Origin of the sequence: Ramlibacter montanisoli (genome assembly GCF_013087525.1) — a bacterium.
Lineage (GTDB): Bacteria > Pseudomonadota > Gammaproteobacteria > Burkholderiales > Burkholderiaceae_C > Ramlibacter > Ramlibacter montanisoli.
Window position 1 is genome coordinate 563,569 of sequence record NZ_JABFCS010000001.1, and the last position, 19,122, is coordinate 582,690.

General features: G+C 69.3%; 12 protein-coding genes and 7 pseudogenes. 10 read left to right on the plus strand and 9 right to left on the minus strand.

Translation table 11 applies throughout. The features are described from left to right. Positions 1-221: 221 nt before the first annotated feature. From HK415_RS02920 to HK415_RS02960, 9 genes and pseudogenes are all read left to right on the plus strand, one after another. A complete protein-coding gene (locus HK415_RS02920; protein WP_216369718.1) occupies positions 222-1,817 on the plus strand; it encodes a GspE/PulE family protein in 1,596 nt (531 codons plus the stop codon). Continuing rightward, positions 1,798-2,553, plus strand: coding sequence for a hypothetical protein (locus HK415_RS02925; protein ID WP_171556708.1), 756 nt, complete (start codon positions 1,798-1,800; stop codon positions 2,551-2,553). Before HK415_RS02920 ends, HK415_RS02925 begins: the two co-directional genes overlap by 20 nt. A gap of 78 nt (positions 2,554-2,631) precedes the next feature. Beyond that, a complete protein-coding gene (locus tag HK415_RS02930; protein ID WP_171556709.1) occupies positions 2,632-3,144 on the plus strand; it encodes a pilus assembly protein in 513 nt (170 codons plus the stop codon). A 288-nt stretch (positions 3,145-3,432) separates the two neighbouring features. Then, entirely contained in the window at positions 3,433-3,699 is a 267-nt protein-coding gene (locus tag HK415_RS02935) for a hypothetical protein (protein ID WP_171556710.1), read from the plus strand. After that, complete coding sequence (locus tag HK415_RS02940; protein ID WP_171556711.1) at positions 3,696-4,226, plus strand: secretion system X translation initiation factor; 531 nt, start codon at positions 3,696-3,698, stop codon at positions 4,224-4,226. The genes HK415_RS02935 and HK415_RS02940 overlap by 4 nt, the downstream gene beginning before the upstream one ends. Continuing rightward, positions 4,223-6,433, plus strand: a complete 2,211-nt coding sequence (locus tag HK415_RS02945; RefSeq protein WP_171556712.1) for a secretin GspD/PilQ domain-containing protein — start codon at positions 4,223-4,225, stop codon at positions 6,431-6,433. The genes HK415_RS02940 and HK415_RS02945 overlap by 4 nt, the downstream gene beginning before the upstream one ends. Positions 6,434-6,557: 124 nt before the next feature. Further along, positions 6,558-7,036, plus strand: a pseudogene (locus HK415_RS02950) (type II secretion system protein). A 3-nt stretch (positions 7,037-7,039) separates the two neighbouring features. Further along, complete coding sequence (locus HK415_RS02955) at positions 7,040-7,432, plus strand: type II secretion system protein (protein WP_171556713.1); 393 nt, start codon at positions 7,040-7,042, stop codon at positions 7,430-7,432. Further along, a complete protein-coding gene (locus HK415_RS02960) occupies positions 7,426-7,914 on the plus strand; it encodes a type II secretion system protein (protein WP_171556714.1) in 489 nt (162 codons plus the stop codon). The genes HK415_RS02955 and HK415_RS02960 overlap by 7 nt, the downstream gene beginning before the upstream one ends. A gap of 12 nt (positions 7,915-7,926) precedes the next feature. Here the strand turns inward: HK415_RS02960 and HK415_RS26805 are convergent. From HK415_RS26805 to gspG, 3 genes and pseudogenes are all read right to left on the minus strand, one after another. Beyond that, positions 7,927-8,234 (minus strand): annotated as a pseudogene (locus HK415_RS26805) (type II secretion system F family protein). Beyond that, a pseudogene (locus HK415_RS23750) lies at positions 8,231-9,033 on the minus strand (type II secretion system F family protein). Before HK415_RS23750 ends, HK415_RS26805 begins: the two co-directional pseudogenes overlap by 4 nt. 86 nt (positions 9,034-9,119) lie before the next feature. Further along, complete coding sequence (gspG, locus tag HK415_RS02970) at positions 9,120-9,554, minus strand: type II secretion system major pseudopilin GspG (protein ID WP_171556715.1); 435 nt, start codon at positions 9,552-9,554, stop codon at positions 9,120-9,122. 158 nt (positions 9,555-9,712) lie between these two features. Here gspG and HK415_RS02975 point away from each other — a divergent pair. Beyond that, a pseudogene (locus HK415_RS02975) lies at positions 9,713-10,347 on the plus strand (lytic transglycosylase domain-containing protein). Between the two features lie 3 nt (positions 10,348-10,350). Here the strand turns inward: HK415_RS02975 and HK415_RS02980 are convergent. The 6 genes and pseudogenes from HK415_RS02980 to nirB all read right to left on the minus strand — a co-directional run bounded on the left by HK415_RS02980 (position 10,351) and on the right by nirB (position 19,086). Further along, positions 10,351-11,576, minus strand: a pseudogene (locus HK415_RS02980) (BaiN/RdsA family NAD(P)/FAD-dependent oxidoreductase). 20 nt (positions 11,577-11,596) lie between these two features. Next, positions 11,597-12,364, minus strand: coding sequence for a uroporphyrinogen-III C-methyltransferase (gene cobA / locus HK415_RS02985; protein ID WP_171556716.1), 768 nt, complete (start codon positions 12,362-12,364; stop codon positions 11,597-11,599). Beyond that, on the minus strand, positions 12,361-13,266 hold the full coding sequence (ybiB, locus tag HK415_RS02990; protein WP_171556717.1) for a DNA-binding protein YbiB: 906 nt from the start codon (positions 13,264-13,266) through the stop codon (positions 12,361-12,363). The genes cobA and ybiB overlap by 4 nt, the downstream gene beginning before the upstream one ends. Before the next feature lie 121 nt (positions 13,267-13,387). After that, positions 13,388-16,272 (minus strand): annotated as a pseudogene (locus HK415_RS02995) (nitrate reductase). Then, on the minus strand, positions 16,269-16,643 hold the full coding sequence (nirD, locus tag HK415_RS03000; protein ID WP_171556718.1) for a nitrite reductase small subunit NirD: 375 nt from the start codon (positions 16,641-16,643) through the stop codon (positions 16,269-16,271). The pseudogene HK415_RS02995 and the gene nirD overlap by 4 nt, the downstream one beginning before the upstream one ends. Beyond that, a pseudogene (nirB, locus tag HK415_RS03005) lies at positions 16,640-19,086 on the minus strand (nitrite reductase large subunit NirB). Before nirB ends, nirD begins: the two are co-directional and overlap by 4 nt. Positions 19,087-19,122: the final 36 nt, after the last annotated feature.

The window sequence follows — 19,122 nt, forward strand, 5'->3', positions numbered from 1 at the left end:
CGATGGTCAAGTCGCGACCCGGGTCCTGGACTTACGTTTGTTACTGGGTCGGGTTCGTGATTTCCTGTTGTCCCCAGTGAGCGGAGGAAGGAAAGATGACTGCCACTCTGCTGGCAAATGCTGTCGGTGCTTCGCCTCCGCCGGGCGGGCGCGCGTCAGTCATCGACCGGCAGGCGATCCGCGAGGCGCGGAAGCTGGCGGCGGAGTCCGGACTCGGCGTGATGGCGGAGCTCGAACGGCTGGCCGGCCTGGAGCGGACGGAATTCATCGCGCGGCTGGGCGATGCACTCGACTATCCCGTGCTCCAGGGCGACGTGTTCTTCGCGTCCGAGGCACTGCTGGACCGGGTGCCGCTGACCGAGGCGCTGCAGCGCCAGGCCGTGGCGGTGCGCATGCCCTGCGGCGATCGGTGCGCGGTGGTCGCCGATCCCTTCGACCTTGAGCGCAAGGCCTGGCTGGACGAGCGACTGCGCAGCCTGCCGGTGCGCCTGACCCACGCGGCCGACCTGACGGCCTACCTCGGGCGGCTGGAGGAACAGACCCGGGCCATCGACAGCATGGGCGGCAGCATCGCGGGCGCATCGACCGTCGAGGACCCCGTTGAAAGACTGTCCCTCAGCAAGATCAGCGAGAGCTCCAGCGTGGTCGTGCGCCTGGTGAATTCGACCCTGTACGACGCCTATCGCATCCATGCCAGCGACGTGCACCTCGAGACGACGGCGAGTGGAATGGTGATCCGCTACCGCATCGACGGGGTGCTCGATCACGCCGGCGCCATCCAGGGCGTGGAACTGGCCGAGCAGGTGATCTCGCGCATCAAGGTGATGGCGGAGCTGGACATCGCCGAGCGCCGGGTGCCGCAGGACGGCCGCTTCAAGGTGGGCATCGGGGCGCGGCAGATCGACTTCCGCGTGTCGATCATGCCCAGCATCTTCGGGGAAGACGCGGTGCTGCGCATCCTGGACAAGCAGGAACTCGCCGAGCAGCTGCAGGGCGTGCGCATCAACAACCTGGGTTTCGACGAGCCGACGGTGCGCACCCTGCGCAGGCTGTCGGACGAGCCGCACGGCATGCTGCTGGTGACCGGCCCGACCGGCAGCGGCAAGACCACCACGCTGTACGCGATGATCACCGAGGTCAACACCCGGCGCGAGAAGATCGTGACGATCGAGGACCCGGTGGAATACCAGCTGCCCGGCGTCCTGCAGATCCCCGTCAACGAGAAGAAGGGCCTGACCTTCGGCCGCGGACTGCGCTCCATCCTGCGGCACGACCCGGACAAGATCATGGTCGGCGAAATCCGCGATTCCGAAACCGCGCAGATCGCCGTGCAGTCGGCGCTGACCGGCCACCTGGTCTACACCACGATCCACGCCAACAACGTGTTCGACGTCATCGGGCGCTTCATGCAGCTGGGCGTGGATTCGTACAGCCTGGTCTCGGCGCTCAACGCCATCGTGGCGCAACGCCTGCTGCGGCTGTCCTGCCCTCGCTGCGCCACCGGCCACACGCCCGATGCGGAGCTGCTCGCCAAGTCGGGCCTGGAGCGCGAGGACACCAGCGGCTGGCGCCTGATCCGCTGCAAGGGCTGCGACCACTGCCGCGGCACGGGCTATCGCGGCCGCACGGCGATCGCGGAGATGTTGATCCTGGACGACGAGATCCGCCAGCTCATCGTCGAACGCCAGCCGGTCAGCCGCCTCAAGGAAGTGGCGCGCGCCAAGGGCACGCATTTCCTGCGCGAGTCGGCGCTGGCGCTGGCACGGGACGGGCGGACCACACTGCAGGAGGTCAATCGTGTCACGTTTGTGGCCTGACAAGTCCTGCGCCGTCCTGTGCCCGGACCAGCTGCAGGTGGTCCGGCCCGCGAGGGGCTGGCGCCGCCGCGCCGCCTTCGGTTTTTCCGAGACGCTCGCCGGCGAAGGAGATGGCCCGCCGTGGCAGGCGGCGGTCGCCGCCTTGGAGCGCTTCCTCGCGACGCCCGGGGCCGGCACGGGAGCGCTCGACGTCGTGCTGTCCAACCATTTCGTGCGCTACCTGCTGGTGCCCTGGAGCGCGCGGATCGCCAGCGCGGAGGAACTGCGCAACTACGCGGCAGCGATGTTCGAGGAGATCCATGGCGAAGGGTCCGCGCAGTGGGATGTGATCGTCTCGGCGGAACGCGCGGGCGCGCCGCGGCTGGCGGCGGCGGTGGACCGGCCGCTGCTCGAGTCCATCCGCACGACGGTGGCCCCGACGCGCATGCGGCTGGCGTCGATCCAGCCTTACCTGATGGCCGCCTACAACCGGGTGGCACGGGCGCACACCGGCCAGGACTTCGTGTTCATGCTGCTCGAGACCGGCCGTGCGTGCATCGTCGCGGCGCAGGGCGGCCGGTGGTGCCATGTCAGCACGGCCGCGGCGCCCGAGCCCGCGCAGGCGCTTGCGTCCCTGCTGGCGCGGGAGCTGCGCTGGCCGACCTGCAGGGGGAGGCGGCGCCGCCCGTCTACGTCCATGCCGCGCACAGGCAGGGCCTGGTCCTGCCCCCGGTCCTCGGTGCGGCGCCGCGGGTGATCGAAGCCAGGGCGCTGGCCGGCCCGGTACCGGCACGTGGCGGCGCGTGCGAACTGGCAGCCAGCCTGGCCTGATCCCATGCGTCCCCTGTCCCTCGATTTCGAACGCAAGCGGCCCGGTGGCAAGCTGGGCTGGAGCCTGTTCGCGGCCGGCGCCCTGGTGATGGCGCTGGCCATCGGTGCGCAGGCGACGATCCAGCAGGAACTGGAAGGCCTCGCCGCCGCGGCGCCCGGGGCCCGGGCGAAACGCGACGCGGGCGTGCTGCCACGCGGCGTGACTTCGGAGACCGAGGCCATCGCCGGCGCCCGTGCGGTCGTGGGCCACCTGGCCGGTCCCGGGGAGAGACTGTTCCTCACGCTGGAGGCCATCGATGAACCGGACGTGGCGCTGCTGGCGCTCACCCCGGACACCAGGAAACGCACCATGCGCATCCAGGCCGAGGCGAGAGGGCCCGACGCCATGCTTGCCTACCTGCGCGTCCTGAAGCAAAGCCGGGCCTTCACGCAGGTGGTGCTGGTCGAGCACGAGATCCAGGACAGCGAGCCGGAGCGGCCGCTGCGTTTCAGCCTGTCGGCTGCGTGGGGTTCGTAGCCATGGCCATCCTTCGCCTGGTGCTTTCCGAAACGCTGCAGAGACTCGGCCGCCCGGGTGTGATCGGCATCGCCTTGCTGGCATTCAGCCTGAGCCTGGCCGCGTCGACCTTGTGGCCCTCCTGGCAGGAGCTCAAGGAGCAGCGGGCCAAGGCCGCCGCGGCACAGAAGATCCTGCGGACGGCGGCAGCGCGAGCGGCGGCGCCGGATCACTCGCCGGCGGGCCAGTTGCGGGCGTTCTACGCGGTGTTCCCTGCTGCACACCGAGGACCCCGAACCCCTCGCCCACATGTTCGCGGCCGCCCGGGACAGCGGACTGCAGTTGTCGCGCGGGGAGTATGCGGTCGTCACGGACCGCCAGACCGGCCTGGTGCAGTACCGCATCACCCTGCCGGTGCGCGGCGCCTATACGCAGGTCCGCGCCTTCGTGGCTGCCGCGCTGAAGGCGGTGCCGGCGCTGGCACTGGACGAACTGACCTTCGAGCGGCGCAGCATTTCGGAGACCCAGGTGGAGGCGCGCATCCGCCTCACGCTGTACCTGCGGCCGGCATCATGAAGAAGACGGCCAGGCTGCTCCTCCTCGTGACCCTGTCCGGCGTCGCATGGGCCGCGCTGGATCATTACGCGGGCAGCGCAGGCGACGACAGCCGCAAGGACCGCTCCAGCCATGCCGTGGCTGCCACGCCGGAGGTGCCACCGCCTTCCGTGCGTCCGGCGCTGCTGCAGGAACTGGAGGCGCTGAAGCTGGCGCGCGCGCCGCAGCCGCCGGCCGGCGAACTGTTTCCCGCCAAGACCTGGAAGATGGCGCCCCCCCCGCCGCCGCCCCCGCCGCCGCCGCCGCCGCCGCCACCCCCACCGGTCAAGCCGAGCGCGCCGCCGCTGCCCTTCGTCTTCATGGGCCGGTTGTTCGATGTCGAACGGCCGGCGGTCTTCCTGGTCAAGGGTGGACGGGCCTACCTGGCATCCGAGGGCGACGTGATCGACGAAACGTACCGGCTGGAGAAGGTGGAACCGGGCCAGCTGACGCTCGTGTACCTGCCGCTGAACGAGGTGCAGACGATGGCGGTGGGAGAGAACCGATGAACTGGAGAACGGCCATGCGGCGGATTCCCGGGCGACGCTGCCTGATGGCGGCGGCACTCGTGCTGGCCGCCTGTGCCGGCCCCGTGCCGGACCGCGAGGGCCTGGCGCTGATCGTGGACGGACATTACGAGCAGGGCCTGAGCAAGCTGGAGGAGGCTGCCAGGGCCGATCCCGGCAACCTGCAGCTGCGGATGCGCCTGTTGACGACCCGCGAGCGCGTCGCGGTGCAGTTGCTGGCTGCGGCGGAGAGTGCGCGCCTGGCCGGCGACGCGCGCGAGGCGGAAGAGCAGTACCGCAGGGTGCTCGCGGTTTCCCCGGGCGATCCCCGCGCCGCCGAGGGCCTGCGGCTGCTCGAGAAGCGCGACCTGCACGGCGAGATGGTGCGCCAGGCGCAGGCGGCGCTCAAGAACGGCGACCAGGAGCAGGCGGAAAGCCAGGCGCTGAAGGTCCTCGCGCAGAGCGCCAGGCACCCGGGCGCTCTGGAGGTGCTCGCGCAGGTCGAGCGCCTGCGCGCCGCGGAAGGCATGGTCCCGGCGCAGCTCAGGTCGCGCCTGACGAAGCCGGTGAGCCTGGAGTTCCGCGATGCCAACCTGAAGATGGTGTTCGACGTGCTGTCCCGCGTGAGCGGCATCAATTTCATCCTGGACAAGGACATCAAGAGCGACACCAAGGTCACGATCTACGTGCGCAACGTGGCCGTCGAGGACGCCATCGACCTGACGCTGGTCCAGAGCCAGCTCGAGAAGAAGGTGCTGTCCGACAACTCCGTCCTGATCTATCCCCACACGCCGCAGAAGATCCGCGAATACCAGGACCTGGTGGTGCGCGCCTTCTACCTGGTCAACAGCGAAGCCAAGCAGACGGCGGTGGTCCTCAAGAGCATCCTCAAGCTCAAGGACCTGCACGTGGACGACCGGCTGAACATGATCCTCGTGCGCGACACGCCCGAAGCCATCCGCCTGGCCGAGAAGGTGATCAGGACCCAGGACCTGGCCGATCCCGAGGTGGTGCTGGAGATCGAGGTCCTCGAGATCAACCGCACGCGCGCCCTCGAACTGGGCGTGAACTGGCCCGACACCTTCACCTGGCTGGTGCAGGATCCGAGGAGCATCACGGTCAACGACCTGCCGTTCCGGCAGCACACCAGCGGCTCGCGCATCGGCATCAACGCCACCATGCTGTTGCGGCTGAGGTCGGACAGCGGCATCGCCAACACCATCTCGAATCCCCGCATCCGCATCAAGAACCGGGACCGGGCGAGGGTGCTGGTGGGCGATCGGGTGCCCGTCATCACGGCGACCGTCACGCCCGGCTCCACCAACCCCGTGACGACCGAGACCATTTCGTACCTGGACGTCGGCCTGAAGCTGGAAGCCGAGCCCGTGGTCCTGCTCGACGACAACGTGTCGATCAAGCTGTCGCTGGAAGTCAGCTCGCTCGGCGAATCGGTGGAGACCAATTCGGGTTCGGTCGCCTACCGCATCGGCACGCGCACCATCACCACTTCGCTGCGGCTCAAGGACGGCGAAACCCAGGTCCTGATGGGACTGATCCGCGACGAGGAGCGCAAGACGGCCAGCGGCCTGCCGGGACTGGTGGACATGCCGGTCGTGGGGCGCCTGTTCTCCGTGCCCCGCGAGGAACGCCAGAAGAGCGAAATCGTGCTGTCCATCACGCCGCGCATCGTGCGCAACCTGGTGCGCCCCGATGCGCAGGAGATGGAGTTCTGGTCCGGCACCGAACTCAGCATGAAGGCCAAGCGGCCGGGCCTGCAAGCCGGCACGGCGCCCGGCGCCGCCGCCGTGGCGCCGGCGCCCGCAAGCCGGCAGGCCCCGGCGCAACCGCCGGCGGCGCGGGCGGCGGAGAGCCCGGTTGCGATCGCGCCCGCCGTGCAGTCGCCGGCGCCGGCCGCCCTCAAGCCGCTGCAAATGAGCTGGCAGGCCGCAACCAGCGCCCGCGTGGGCGAGCAGTTCGTGGTGGGCGTGCAGGCGAACGCGCTGTCGCCGCTGGCGGGCGCCGCGCTGTCGCTGCGCTTCGACCCGAATGCGCTGGAGGTGGTGACCGTGCAGGAGGGCGACCTGCTCAAGCAGGGCAACGTCGAGAACCGCTTCAACCACACGGTCGATGCGCGCGGGGGCGCCTGGCGGTCAGCGTGGCGCGTCCCGGAGCCGACGGCGCGCAGGGGCAGGGGCGCCTGTTCAACGTGACCTTCCGCGTCAAGGCGCCGGCGCCGCAATCGCAGATCGTGGTGACCAGCATGTCGCCCCTGGGGCCGGATGGAAGCCCCGTCCCGTTCAGCCTGAGCGGTCCCTTGTCGATCGCCTTGCAGCCATGAAGGCCAGGGGTTCGCGCGGCTTCACGCTGATCGAGCTGATGGTGACGGTGGTCATCGTGGCGGTGCTTGCCACCATCGGCCTGCCCCTGGCGGAACTGGCCGTCAGGCGGCAGAAGGAACAGGCCTTGCACGGTGCGCTGCGCGAGATCCGCGCCGCCATCGATGCCTACAAGCTCGCCGTGGACCAGGGCCGGATACGAAAGAGCGCCGACCAGTCGGGCTACCCGGCGTCGCTCGACGCGCTGGTGACGGGCGTGGAGGATGCGCGCAGCCCCAAGCAGGAGAAGATCTATTTCCTGCGCCGGCTGCCGCGCGACCCCTGTTCCCGGACGGCGAGGCCCGCGCCGCCGACACCTGGGGCAAGCGCAGCTACGCGAGCCCGCCGGATGCACCGCGCGAGGGTGCCGACGTCTATGACGTCCATTCCCTGGCGCCCGGCGCCGGGCTCAACGGCGTGCCCTACAAGGACTGGTGAGCGATGGCTTCATCGAAGACGCCGAGGGGCCGCGCCGGCTTCACGCTGATCGAACTGCTCGTGGTCATGAGCATCATCGCGCTGCTGCTCGCGGTGGCGGTGCCGCGCTACTTCCACAGCGTGACCCGGGCCAAGGAAGCGGTGCTCAAGGAGAACCTGACCCTGATCCGGGATGCGCTGGACAAGCACTACGCCGACACGGGAGCCTACCCGGCGAACATGGAAGCATTGGTCGCCAGGAAGTACCTGCGCAAGGTGCCGGAGGATCCGGTGACCGAAAGCGCGAGCACCTGGGTGCTGATCCCGCCGGAGAAGCGGGAAAGCGGCGGCGTCTACGACGTGAAGAGCGGCGCCCCGGGCCATTCCCTGGCCGGCGAGGCGTACAGCACATGGTAGGCGCCGCGCGGTCGCTGCAGCGCGCCGGGCAGCAGCGCGGCTTCACCTACATCGCCCTGCTGCTCGCGGTCGCCGTGCAGGGTGCCGTGCTGGCGGCGACCGCTTCTGTGTGGCACACGGCGCAAAAGCGCGAGCGCGAGCGCGAGCTGCTGTTCGTCGGCGAACAGTTCCGCAGCGCGATCCGCGCCTATGCGCAGACCGGGCCCGGCACCGCCGGCCAGCTGCCTGCGACACTGGACGACCTGCTGCTGGATCCGCGCTTTCCGGGAACCCGGCGGCACCTGCGCAAGGTCTTCGTCGACCCCATGACCTGGAAGGCCGAGTGGGGACTGGTGAGGACGCCCGATGGCAGGGGGATCCTCGGCGTCTACAGCCTGTCGCCGGAGAAGCCGCTCAAGACCGCGAATTTCCGGCCGGCCGACCGGGCCTGGGAGGGCGCGAACAGCTACTCGGAGTGGAAGTTCGTCTACAAGCCGCAGTGAAGCGCGGGCGCGCTACTGGATGCTGCTGGCCAGCTCGAAGATCGGCAGGTACATCAGCATGACGATGAAGCCGATGAGGACCCCGATCACCGTCATCAGGATCGGCTCGAACAGCTTGACGAACCATTCCACCCAGCGCGCCATTTCCTCGTCGTAGAAATCGGCGGCCTGCTCCAGCATCTCCCCAGCTTGCCCGAGCGCTCGCCCGCGCGCAGCAGTTTCAGCGCGACCGGCGTCGTCAGGCCGCCTTCCTGCAGCGCACGGGACAGGGGCTGCCCTTCGCTGACGCGCGTCGACACCTGCCGCAGGCGTTCGCTCATGTCCCCGTCAACAGCCCTTGCACCATGTCCAGCGACACCAGGATGGGAATGCCGCCGCGCAAGGTCATGCCCAGGGATCGGTAGAAGCGGGCCAGCTGGTACAGGAACACGCGCTCGCGCACGGCCGGAAGGCGCGCCAGCAGGCCGCCCAGCCGGGCGCGCACGCCGGCGTGCCGGATGGCCAGGACCAGCAGCGCGATCGCGGCGGCCGCGGCCACGGCCAGCGTCGCCTGGTGCGCCGCCAGGAACCTGCCCCACAGCATCAGCAGTTGCGACAGCCAGGGAAGGTTGTGGCCGATGTCCTCGTAGACCTGGCTGAATTTCGGCACCACGTAACCCAGCAGGAAGAGCATGACCGCGCCCCCGACGATCAGCAGCAGCGCCGGGTAGATCGACGCGCTCACGATCTTCTTGCGGATGTGCTCGACCTGGACGTGGTAGGCGATGTAGCGGGTCAGCGTCTCCGGCAGTTCCCCGTGCGTTCGCTGGAACGCACCAGGGCGATGAAGAGCTCGGGAAATGCGGAGGGGACCTGCGCCAGCGCCTGGGAGAAGGACTGCCCTTCGTGCAGTGCGCGCGCGACGCGGTCCAGCACCTTCCTGTGCTGCCCATGCTGTTCCTTCTCGGCCAGGCTTTCGATGGCTTCGATCAGGGGCAGGCCGGCACGCAGCAAGGTCACCAGCTCCTGGGCGAACAAGGGCAGCGGGAAGGCCTGGTCCCGCCTGCGCGGTGCCGCGAACCAGGCCTGCTGCGAGCTGATGGAAAGGACACGCAGGCCCTGCGCGCGTGCCATCAGCATCGCCTCGGCCTCGCCCGGCGCCTCCAGCACCGCCTCGACGATGCCTTCGCCCTTGCGCAAAGCCTTGAGCTGGAATCGCACTGGGCCTACCGGTTGGTGACGTCCGCGTTGTCGCCCTCGCCGCCCGGCCGCCCGTCCTTGCCCAGGGAGAGGATGTCGTAGTCGCCGTGCTCGCCGGGAAACTTGTAGATGTACGCCCGGCCCCAGGGATCCAGCGGGACGGCCTTCTTCAGGTAGGGCCCGTTCCACTTCGGCTCGTTCGGCGGCTTCGTGACCAGCGCCTGCAGGCCCTGTTCGTTGCTCGGGTAGTGCCCGGTGTCCAGGCGGAACATGTCGAAGGACTTTTCCAGTGCCTCGATCTGCGTCCGGGCGCCCGCCTTGGTCTCCGACTTGCCGACCTGCGCGAAGTACTTGGGGCCGACGTAGCCGGCCAGCAGGCCCAGGATCACCATGACCACCAGCAGCTCGAGCAGCGTGAAGCCCCGGTGCCCGGATCGATGGGGAGGCGAGCTGGTCTTCATGACAAGCATGCTAGGCAGCCCGCACGCGCATGACTTGAGGAAAATCAAGGCGCACGCATCACGCCGGATGCTATCAAGTGCATGGGGAATTCCGCAGCGGCGGGCAGGGCCAAGATGCCGCCGGCCGCCGCGCATCGTATGCTCCTGCCTTGATCGCCATGAAGACCTTCGCTTGCTCCGGAGGATGCGTCCTGTCCGTGCTGCTCGGCGCGGGCATCGGCCTGGGCTCGCTTGGTTTTCCAGGCAGCGCTCGGGCCGACCTCTTCGGGTACACCGATGCCGACGGTGTCGAGCATTTCACCAACATCCCCGGCGATTCCCGCTACCGGCGCCTTGCGACCGAGGGTGGCCCCGGGACACAGGTACCGGCCACGAAGCTTGCGACGAGGAGCGACCCGGCCCGTGAACGCTATGCCCTGCCGGTCGCGTCCGCTGCCGCGGACACGGGGCTTCCGGAGGGCCTGCTCCATGCCGTCATCAAGGCCGAATCCAATTACGACGCCGACGCGGTGTCGCACAAGGGGGCGGTCGGGCTGATGCAGCTCATGCCGGAAACCGCGCGGCGCTTCGGTGTCCTCGATGCGCGCGATCCGGCCGCCAATGTGCTGGGGGCGCACGCTACCTCAAGTCCCTGCTGGCGATGTTCGACGCCGATCTTGCGCTGGCGCTGGCCGCCTACAACGCCGGTCCGGCCGCGGTGCTGCGCAACGGCCGCGCGGTGCCGCCCTATGGCGAGACGCAGCGCTACGTGCCCCGCGTGCTGGAGCTTTACCGGCGCGAGGCCGGCCACTGAGCGCTACGCCGCCGCCAGGCCCTGCGCGCAGGCGTGGGCGCTGGCCCAGGCCCACTGGAAGTTGTAGCCCCCAGCCAGCCGGTCACGTCCACCACCTCGCCGATGAAATACAGGCCCTTGCGGGTCGATTCCATCGTCTGGGAGGACAGGTCGCGCGTGTCCACTCCGCCCGCGGTCACTTCGGCCTTGCGATAGCCCTCGGTCCCCGTCGGCACCAGTTCCCAGCGCGAGAAGCGCTGCGCCAGCTGCTGCAGGGCCTTGTCGCCCGCCTCGTTCACCGGGCGCTGCCAGGCAGGATCCTGCTGCGTCCAGGCATCGGCCAGGCGGGTGGGGACCCATTGCGCCAGCTCGTTGGCGACCAGCTTGCGCGAGCGCGCCTTGGCGGCGCCGAGTTCCTGCGCGAGGTCCTGGCCCGGCGCGAGGTCGATGCGCAGCGGCCGGCCTTCGCGCCAGTAGCTGGAGATCTGCAGCACGGCCGGGCCGCTCAGGCCCCGGTGCGTGAACAGCAGGTCCTCGTCGAAGGCCATGCGTTCCTTCTTCTCCCCGGTCTCGATGCGCACCGGCAGCGCCAGCCCGGCCAGCTGCGCGAACGGCGCCCAGGCCTCGCCGTCGAAGGTGAGCGGCACCAGCGCGGGACGCGGCGCCACGATGCGCTGGCCGAACTGCCTGGCGATCCGGTAGCCGAAATCGGTGGCGCCTATCTTCGGGATCGACAGGCCGCCGGTGGCGATGACCAGCGACTTCGCGCGCACGGTGCCGCGGCTGGTCTGCACTTCGTACAGCTCCCCCGCCATGGCGACCGAAGCCACGCTGCACGGCTGCCAGTGCGTCACGCCGCCGGCCGCGCACTCCGCCAGCAGCATGCGGATGAAGTCCTCCGAGGAGCGGTCGCCGAACAGCTGGCCCTTGTGCTTCTCGTGGAAGGGGATGCCGTGCCTGCCCACCAGCGCGATGAAGTCCTGCGGCGTGTAGCGCGCCAGCGCCGAGCGGCAGAAGTTGGGGTTCTCGCCCAGGAAGTGCTTGTGGGGCGCGCGCGGGTCGAGGTCGCGGTTGGTGAAGTTGCAGCGGCCGCCGCCGGAGATGCGGATCTTCTCCGCCACCTTCTCGCCATGGTCCACCAGCAGGACCTTCACCCCCAGCTGGCCGGCGACCCCGGCGCAGAACAGGCCGGCGGCACCGGCGCCGATGACGATGGCGTCGAAGGTCGAAGGGGAGGGCGCGTCCGTCATGGACGCGCATTATCAAGGTCTCAGGCGACGCGCTGCCGGGTGACCGCTTCGCCGGCGAGCGCCACGCAGCGCACCACGTCGCCCACCACCATCACCGCCGGACTGGCGAGCGCCTCGCGTTCCACGGTGGCGGCCAGTTCGCCCAGCGTGGTCACGGCATGGCGCTGGTCGGGCTGCGACGCGCGCTGCACGATGGCCACCGGCGTGTCGGGTGGCAGGGCCGTGAGCAGGTCGGCCTGGATGCGCGCGGCGCTGCTCACGCCCATGTAGATCACCAGCGTCAGCCGGGCGTCGCGCGCGGCCGTTGCCAGCGACTTCCAGTCCAGGGCTTCCGCACCTTTCTGGGCATGGCCGGTCAGGAAGACCACCCCATGTGCATGTTCCCGGTGCGTCAGCGGCATGCCCAGGGAGGTGGCGGCCGCCAGCCCCGAGGTGATGCCGTTGATCACCTCCACGTGCACGCCGGCGGTGCGCAGGTGTTCCACCTCCTCGCCGCCGCGGCCGAAGATGAAGGGGTCGCCGCCCTTGAGGCGCACGACGTTCTCGCCCTCGCGGGCGGCCATGACCATCAGCTTCTCGATGAAGGCCTGGGGCGTGCTCTTGCAGCCGCCGCGCTTGCCCACGTAGACGATGCGCGCGTCCTTCGGGGCATGCGCCACGACTTCGTTGCTGACGAGATCGTCGACCAGCAGCACGGTGGCGCCCTGGATCGCTTTCAGCGCCTTCAGGGTCAGCAGTTCCGGGTCACCGGGCCCGGCGCCGACGAGGGTGACTTTGCCTGTGTTCATGCGTCAGCCAGGTGCAAGATGTGTTCCACCTGCAGCGCCATCGATTCGGGGATTGGCTTACGCCCCTGGAGGACGTCGCGGATGTAGGCGGCGGTGGTCTCGGGATCCACCTCCTTCGGCAGGCCGGGCAGGTCGGTGAGCGTGCCCTTGCGGCCTTCCTGCAGCGGCACGCGCCGTCCGCGCACGAAGCCATCCATCTGCGGCAGGCGGCGCGCATCGGCCACCACCTCGCCTTCGGTGCCGCGCAAGAGCAATGCCGTGGCGCCGGTCAGCTCGAACACGGCGGCCATGGACACCGCGTATTCCGGGTGCGTGTAGCTGCTGACGATCACCGCCGGACCGGCCACCGGGTTCATCAGCTTGACCAGGCTGTGCGCGCTGTTGCGCAGGCCGATCGCGCGCCGGGCATCCAGCAGGCGCTTCAATCCGGGGCTCAGCACCTCGGTGGGCACGAAGGCGACCTGGCCGTCGCGCAACACCGGTGCGTGCTCCGAAGGCTGCACGTCCATCGCGTGCAGCACGTCGCGCACGAACACGCGGCTCGATTCGGTGGAGGTGCCGTGGATCAGGACCGGCAGGCCCTTGTGGGCCACCAGGCCGGCCAGCAGGGGCGTGAGCACCGGCAGGCGGCGCGCCCCGTTGTAGCTCGGCAGCACGACGACCGGCTTGCCGCTGGCGGAGGAAACGCGGTCCAGGCGGGCGTGCGCCGCATCGAGGAAGCCGCACATCTCCTCCGGCGTCTCGCCCTTCACGCGCATGGCGATGCAGAAGGCGCCGATCTCCAGGTCGCTCACGGCGCCGTCCAGGACCTGCCCGAACAGGTCGGCCGCCTGCTCGCGCGCGAGCGGACGCGCGCCCTGCTTGCCGCGGCCGATTTCCTTGAGGTACTGGCTGATGGCCATGCGCGATTGTCCCAGAGGCCTGATGACTCCAGGCTATAAGCTGATTCAGGGCTGTCGGGCCTCGCAGGCTGGGCTGCCGGAGGCACCCCAGCGTGTCGGGGTGCGCTGCGCGCAGCCCAACCTACGCCGCGGCAACGCGGAACGGGAGCACGGATCGCACCATCCGCTTCAACTCCGGCACGCAGGACCCGCAATTCGTCCCGCAACGCAGCTTCTTCTGCAGCGATTCCAGCCGCGACTCCGATGAGCCTTCGCACTGGAGCAGGTGGCCCTCGATCGCCGGTGCCGCCACGCCGAAGCAGCTGCACACCTGCTTGCCTTTCTGCTGCACGGCCACCGGCGCCTTCGCGCCCGGCGCCAGCAGCAGCCGGCCATAGGCCTGCGCGGGCAGTTCCTGCAGCAGCAGCGCCTTGAGCCAGTTCTCGGCGCTGGTGTCGCCCGCCAGCAGCAGGCCCTGCAGGAACATGTCGGCGCCCTCGCGGCGCACGCGCACCAGGCGGCGCTGGCCCTTGCGCGCGTCGGCGTAGCGCAGCGTCTCGCTGCCGGTCAGGCCGAACAGCGACTCGAGACGTTGCTGGACCGCCGCCGGCGGCGCCTCGTAGGCGGCGGCGCGGAACAGCAGCCCGTTGCGCTCGCGCGCGGGCGGCCTGCTCCAGCGGCGCGTTGTTGGAAAAGGGCACGCAGGACGCGAAGGGGAACAGCGCCATCAGCTCCTGCAGCTGCTCGCGCGCGGCCAGCGCATCGCCTTGCGGCAGCCAGGCCACGGCCAGCAGGGTCCAGGGCAGTTCCGCCTTCAGGATCTTGACGGCCGCGTGCTTCAGCTCGGGTTGCCTGGAGGTCGGGCAATAGGCGGAAGTGGTGAGCGCGTTCACGCCGGCCAGCCGGGTGCCGGTGCTGGAAATGCCGCCCAGGAATTCCGATCCCCAGTGCATGGCGATGAAGGCCTGGTTGAGGCCCAGTTCGCCGCTCGCCTGTACCGGCAGCATGATGGAGCCGCGCTTCGAGGTGACGTGGACGAGGTCGCCTTCCTTGAGCAGCCGGCGGGCGATGTCCTGCGGGTGCATCTGCACCACCGGCTCGGGCACGTGGCCGAACAGGCGGCCGATGGTGCCGGTGCGGCTCATGCCGTGCCACTGGTCGCGCAGGCGTCCGGTGGTGAGGGAGAAGGGATAGCGCGACTCGCGCGCCTCGGCCAGCGGCAGGTACTTCACCGCGGCGAAGCGCGCCTTGCCGTCGGGGGTGGGGAAGACGCCGTCCTCGTAGAGGCGGGCGCGGCCTTGCGTGGCGCCTTCGGGGAAAGGCCATTGCTGCGGGGCGGCGTCGAGCAGCGGGTAGCCCAGTCCGGTGATGTCGAGGTCGCGGCCGCGGGTGGATTCGCGGTGTTCGAGCCAGATGGATTCGGGGGTGGCGTAGGGGAAGAGGGTGCGAACGGAGCGCCCCCACCCCGACCCTCCCCCGGAGGGGGAGGGAGAAACAGGAAGGCTTCCTCCCCCTCTGGGGGAGGGCTGGGGTGGGGGCGCTCGCCGCGCCTCCAGCCGCCGCGCGAAATCCACCACGATCTCCCAGTCGTGCCGCGTCTCCGCCGGCTTGCCCACCGCCGGCCGTACGCGGCTGATGCGCCGTTCGCTGTTGGTGACCGTGCCGTCCTTCTCGCCCCAGGTGCTGGCCGGCAGCAGCAGGTCGGCGTAGGCGCAGGTCTCCGTCGTCGCGAAGGCCTCCTGCACGACCACGAACTCGGCGCGCTCCAGCGCGCGCCGCACCGTTGCCTGGTCCGGCATCGACTGCGCGGGATTGGTGCAGGCGATCCACAGCGCCTTGATCTCGCCGTCGGCGGCGGCCTGGAACATCTCCACGGCCGTCTTGCCCGGCTTCTCCGGCACGGAAGGCACGCCCCAGAGCGCCGCGACTTCCGCGCGGTGTTGCGGATTGGCGAGGTCGCGGTGCGCCGACAGCAGGTTGGCCAGGCCGCCGACTTCGCGTCCCCCATCGCGTTCGGTTGCCCCGTGAGCGAGAACGGTCCCGCGCCCGGCCGCCCGATCTGCGCGGTGGCCAGGTGCAGGTTGATCAGCGCCGCGTTCTTGGCGGTGCCGCTGCTGGACTGGTTCAGGCCCTGGCAGTACAGGCTCAGCGTCGCCGGCGAGGTCGCGAACCACCGGGCCGCCGTGAACAGGTCTTCCTTGGCGATGCCGCAGGCCTGCGCCACCAGCTCCGGCGTGCAGTCGCGCACCAGCGCCTTCAGGGCGTCGAAGCCCGAGGTGTTCTGCGCGATGTAGTCGGCCTTCGTCCAGCCTTCCCACAGCATGATGTGCAGCAGGCCGTGGAACAGCATCACGTCGGTGCCCGGCTGGATCGGCAGGTACAGGTCCGCGAGTTCCGCCGTGTCGGTGCGGCGCGGGTCGCAGAAGATGACCTTCATCTGCGGCCGGGCGGCCTTCGCTTCCTCGATGCGGCGGAACAGGATCGGGTGCGCGTAGGCCGTGTTGCTGCCGACGATGAAGATGCAGTCCGCATGGTTCACGTCGTCGTAGCAGCTGGGCGGCGCGTCGGCGCCCAGCGTCATCTTGTAGCCGGCGACCGCGCTGCTCATGCAAAGGCGCGAGTTGGTGTCGATGTTGTTGGTGCCGACGAGGCCCTTGGCCAGCTGTTGAAGACGTAGTAGTCCTCGGTGAGCAGCTGGCCCGAGATGTAGAAGCCCACGGCGTCGGGTCCGTGCTCCTGGATGACCTGGTGGAAGCTCTCCACGGCGAAGTCCAGCGCATTGTCCCAGCCGACGCGCGTGGGGCGCTGCCCGCGGTGCTCGCGCCGCATCGGATGCAGCAGGCGCGTGTGCAACGTCACTTCGGCCGAGGCCGTGAGGTGCAGCGTCGAGCCCTTGGTGCACAGGCGCCCGAAGTTGGCCGGATGGTCCGGGTCGCCCCGCACCCCCGTGATCTGCTCGCCTTCCGAGCGGATGATGACGCCGCAGCCCACGCCGCAATAAGGGCAGGTGGACTTCGTTTCCTTCACCGGCAGGGCCCCGCTTTCGGCGCTTCCAGCTCGGTCGCCAGCGTGGCCAGCTCCACCGGGTCCAGCAGCACGTTGCCCCCGTCCACGCGGCAGGAGAAGCGCTGCGTACAGCCTTCGTCGGGCGAGCGCGCCTTGCCGTCATCGAGGCCGATCGTCCAGTTGTGCAGCGGGCAGGCCACGCTGGTGCCGAACACGATGCCCTGCGACAGCGGGCCGCCCTTGTGCGGGCAGCGATCGAGCAGCGCGAACACCTGGTCCTCGCCGTTGCGGAACACCGCCACGTCCACGCCGCGCTCGCGCGCCACGCGCCGCGCGCCCAGCACCGGGATGTCTTCCACCCGGCAGACCACCTGCCAGTCGTTGGCCTTCATGCTGCCTGTCCTTCCGCGTTGAGTTTCTCGAACTGGCGCACGTCCACCTGCGCCTTGCTCTGCTCGAACCAGGGATCGGGCTCGCCGTCCAGCGCGAACTGCAGCCGCTCCCACAGCGCCTTGCGGCCGGCGTGGTCGTCCAGGATCTTCTTCTTCACGTGGTCCAGGCCCACGCGGTTGATGTAGTGCACCGTGCGCTCGAGGTACCAGCCCTCCTGGCGATAGAGCTCAGGAAGGCGCCGCTGACTTCCAGCACTTCCTCGGCGGTCTTCACCTTGCAGAAGAACTGGCCGGCCTCGGTCTTGATGCCGCCGTTGCCGCCCACGTAGATCTCCCAGCCGGAGTCCACGCCGATCACGCCGACGTCCTTGATGCCGGACTCCGCGCAGTTGCGGGGACACCCGGACACCGCCAGCTTCACCTTGTGCGGGGCGTACATGCGCCACAGCGCCCGCTCCAGGTCCTTGCCCATCTGGGTGGAGTCCTGGGTGCCGAAGCGGCACCATTCGCTGCCCACGCAGGTCTTGACCGTGCGCAGCGCCTTGGCATACGCGTGGCCCGAAGGCATGCCGATGTCCTTCCAAACATCCTGCAAATCCTCCTTCTTCACGCCCAGCAGGTCGATGCGCTGGCCGCCGGTGACCTTGACGGTCGGGATCTTGTACTTGTCCACCACGTCGGCGATGCGCCGCAGTTCGGCCGCCGTGGTCTCGCCGCCCCACATGCGCGGGATGACCGAGTAGGTGCCGTCCTTCTGGATGTTCGCGTGGCTGCGCTCGTTGATGTAGCGCGACTGCGGATCGTCCTTCGCTTCCTTGGGCCAGGTGGAGATCAGGTAGTAGTTGATCGCCGGCCGGCAGGTCGCGCAGCCGTTGGGCGTGCGCCATTCCAGGAACTTCATGGTGTCGGCGATGGTGACCAGCTTGTTGGCGCGGATCGCGTCGCGCACTTCCTGGTGGCTGTGGTCGGTGCAGCCGCACACCGCCTTCTTCTTGGGCGCGGCGGAGTAGTCGCCGCCGGCGGTGAACATGATGATCTGTTCCACCAGGCCGGTGCAGGAGCCGCAGGAGGCGCTGGCCTTGGTGTGCTTGCGAACATCGTCCAGGGTGAACAGGCCCTTTTCCTTGATGGACTTGCAGATGCTGCCCTTGGTCACCCCGTTGCAGCCGCAGACCTCGTCGGTGTCGGCCATGGCCGCCGCCTTGTTCTGGCCCTGGTGGCCGGCGTCGCCCAGGTTGGACTCGCCGAACATCAGCTTGTCGCGGATGTCGGCTATCTTGCGGCCCTCGCGCAGCAGCTTGAAGTAGTAGCTGCCGTCCACCGTGTCGCCGTACAGGCACGCGCCCACCAGCTTGTCGTCCTTGATGACCAGCTTCTTGTAGACGCCGCCGAAGGGATCGCTCATCACGATCTCCTCGGTGTCCTCGCCGCCCATGAACTGGCCGGCGGAGAACAGGTCGATGCCGGTCACCTTCAGCTTGGTGGAGGTGAGCGAACCGGTGTAGCGGCCGATGCCGAACTGCGCCAGGTGGTTGGCGGCCACCTTGGCCTGCTCGAACAGCGGCGCCACCAGGCCGTAGGCGATGCCGCGGTGCGCGGCGCACTCGCCCACGGAGTAGATGCGCGCGTCGGTGACGGTCTGCATGGTGTCGTGCACCACGATGCCGCGGTTGCAGTGCAGGCCGGCCTTCTCGGCCAGTTCGGTGTTGGGTCGGATGCCGACGGCCATGACCACCAGGTCGGCCTCGACTTCGGTGCCGTCCTTGAACTTCACCGACTTCACGCGGCCGTCGTCGCCGGCCACCAGCTCCTGGGTTTGGGCGCCGATCAGGAACTTCAGGCCGCGCTCTTCCAGCGACTTCTGCAGCAGCTTGCCGGCCACGTCGTCGAGCTGGCGCTCCATCAGCCAGGGCATGACGTGCACCACGGTGGTTTCCATGCCGCGCTTCATCAGGCCGTTGGCCGCTTCCAGGCCCAGCAGGCCGCCGCCGATCACCACCGCCTTCTTGTACTTGGTCGCCGCCTCGATCATGGCGTTGGTGTCGGCGATGTCGCGGTAGGCGATCACGCCCTGCAGGTCCTTGCCCGGCACCGGCAGGATGAAGGGGTTGGAGCCGGTGCACAGCAGCAGGCGGTCGTACTCTTCCTCGGTGCCGTCCTCGGCCCGCACCACGCGCCTGACGCGATCCACCTGCACCACCTTCTTGCCGGCGTGCAGGCGGATGCCGTTCTGCTCGTACCACTCCCAGGAGTTCAGGACGATCTCGTCCAGCGTCTGCTCGCCCGCCAGCACCGGCGACAGCAGGATGCGGTTGTAGTTCGGGTGCGGCTCGGCGCCGAACACGGCGATGTCGTACAGCTCCGGCTGGATCTTGAGGAGTTCCTCGATGGTCCGCACGCCGGCCATCCCGTTGCCGACCATGACCAGTTTCATCTTCTTCATGGGTTCACTCCTGATGCGAAAGAGGTTGCGGGTGCG

Excerpts from the sequence above, each read along its gene's own strand:
- HK415_RS02920 (WP_216369718.1), top strand. The coding sequence starts at position 222 with ATGGCGGAGCTCGAACGGCTGGCCGGCCTGGAGCGGACGGAATTCATC.
- HK415_RS02930 (WP_171556709.1), top strand. The coding sequence starts at position 2,632 with ATGCGTCCCCTGTCCCTCGATTTCGAACGCAAGCGGCCCGGTGGCAAG.
- HK415_RS02935 (WP_171556710.1), top strand. The coding sequence starts at position 3,433 with ATGTTCGCGGCCGCCCGGGACAGCGGACTGCAGTTGTCGCGCGGGGAG.
- HK415_RS02940 (WP_171556711.1), top strand. The coding sequence starts at position 3,696 with ATGAAGAAGACGGCCAGGCTGCTCCTCCTCGTGACCCTGTCCGGCGTC.
- HK415_RS02945 (WP_171556712.1), top strand. The coding sequence starts at position 4,223 with ATGAACTGGAGAACGGCCATGCGGCGGATTCCCGGGCGACGCTGCCTG.
- HK415_RS02955 (WP_171556713.1), top strand. The coding sequence starts at position 7,040 with ATGGCTTCATCGAAGACGCCGAGGGGCCGCGCCGGCTTCACGCTGATC.
- HK415_RS02960 (WP_171556714.1), top strand. The coding sequence starts at position 7,426 with ATGGTAGGCGCCGCGCGGTCGCTGCAGCGCGCCGGGCAGCAGCGCGGC.
- gspG (WP_171556715.1), bottom strand. The coding sequence starts at position 9,554 with ATGAAGACCAGCTCGCCTCCCCATCGATCCGGGCACCGGGGCTTCACG.
- cobA (WP_171556716.1), bottom strand. The coding sequence starts at position 12,364 with ATGAACACAGGCAAAGTCACCCTCGTCGGCGCCGGGCCCGGTGACCCG.
- ybiB (WP_171556717.1), bottom strand. The coding sequence starts at position 13,266 with ATGGCCATCAGCCAGTACCTCAAGGAAATCGGCCGCGGCAAGCAGGGC.
- nirD (WP_171556718.1), bottom strand. The coding sequence starts at position 16,643 with ATGAAGGCCAACGACTGGCAGGTGGTCTGCCGGGTGGAAGACATCCCG.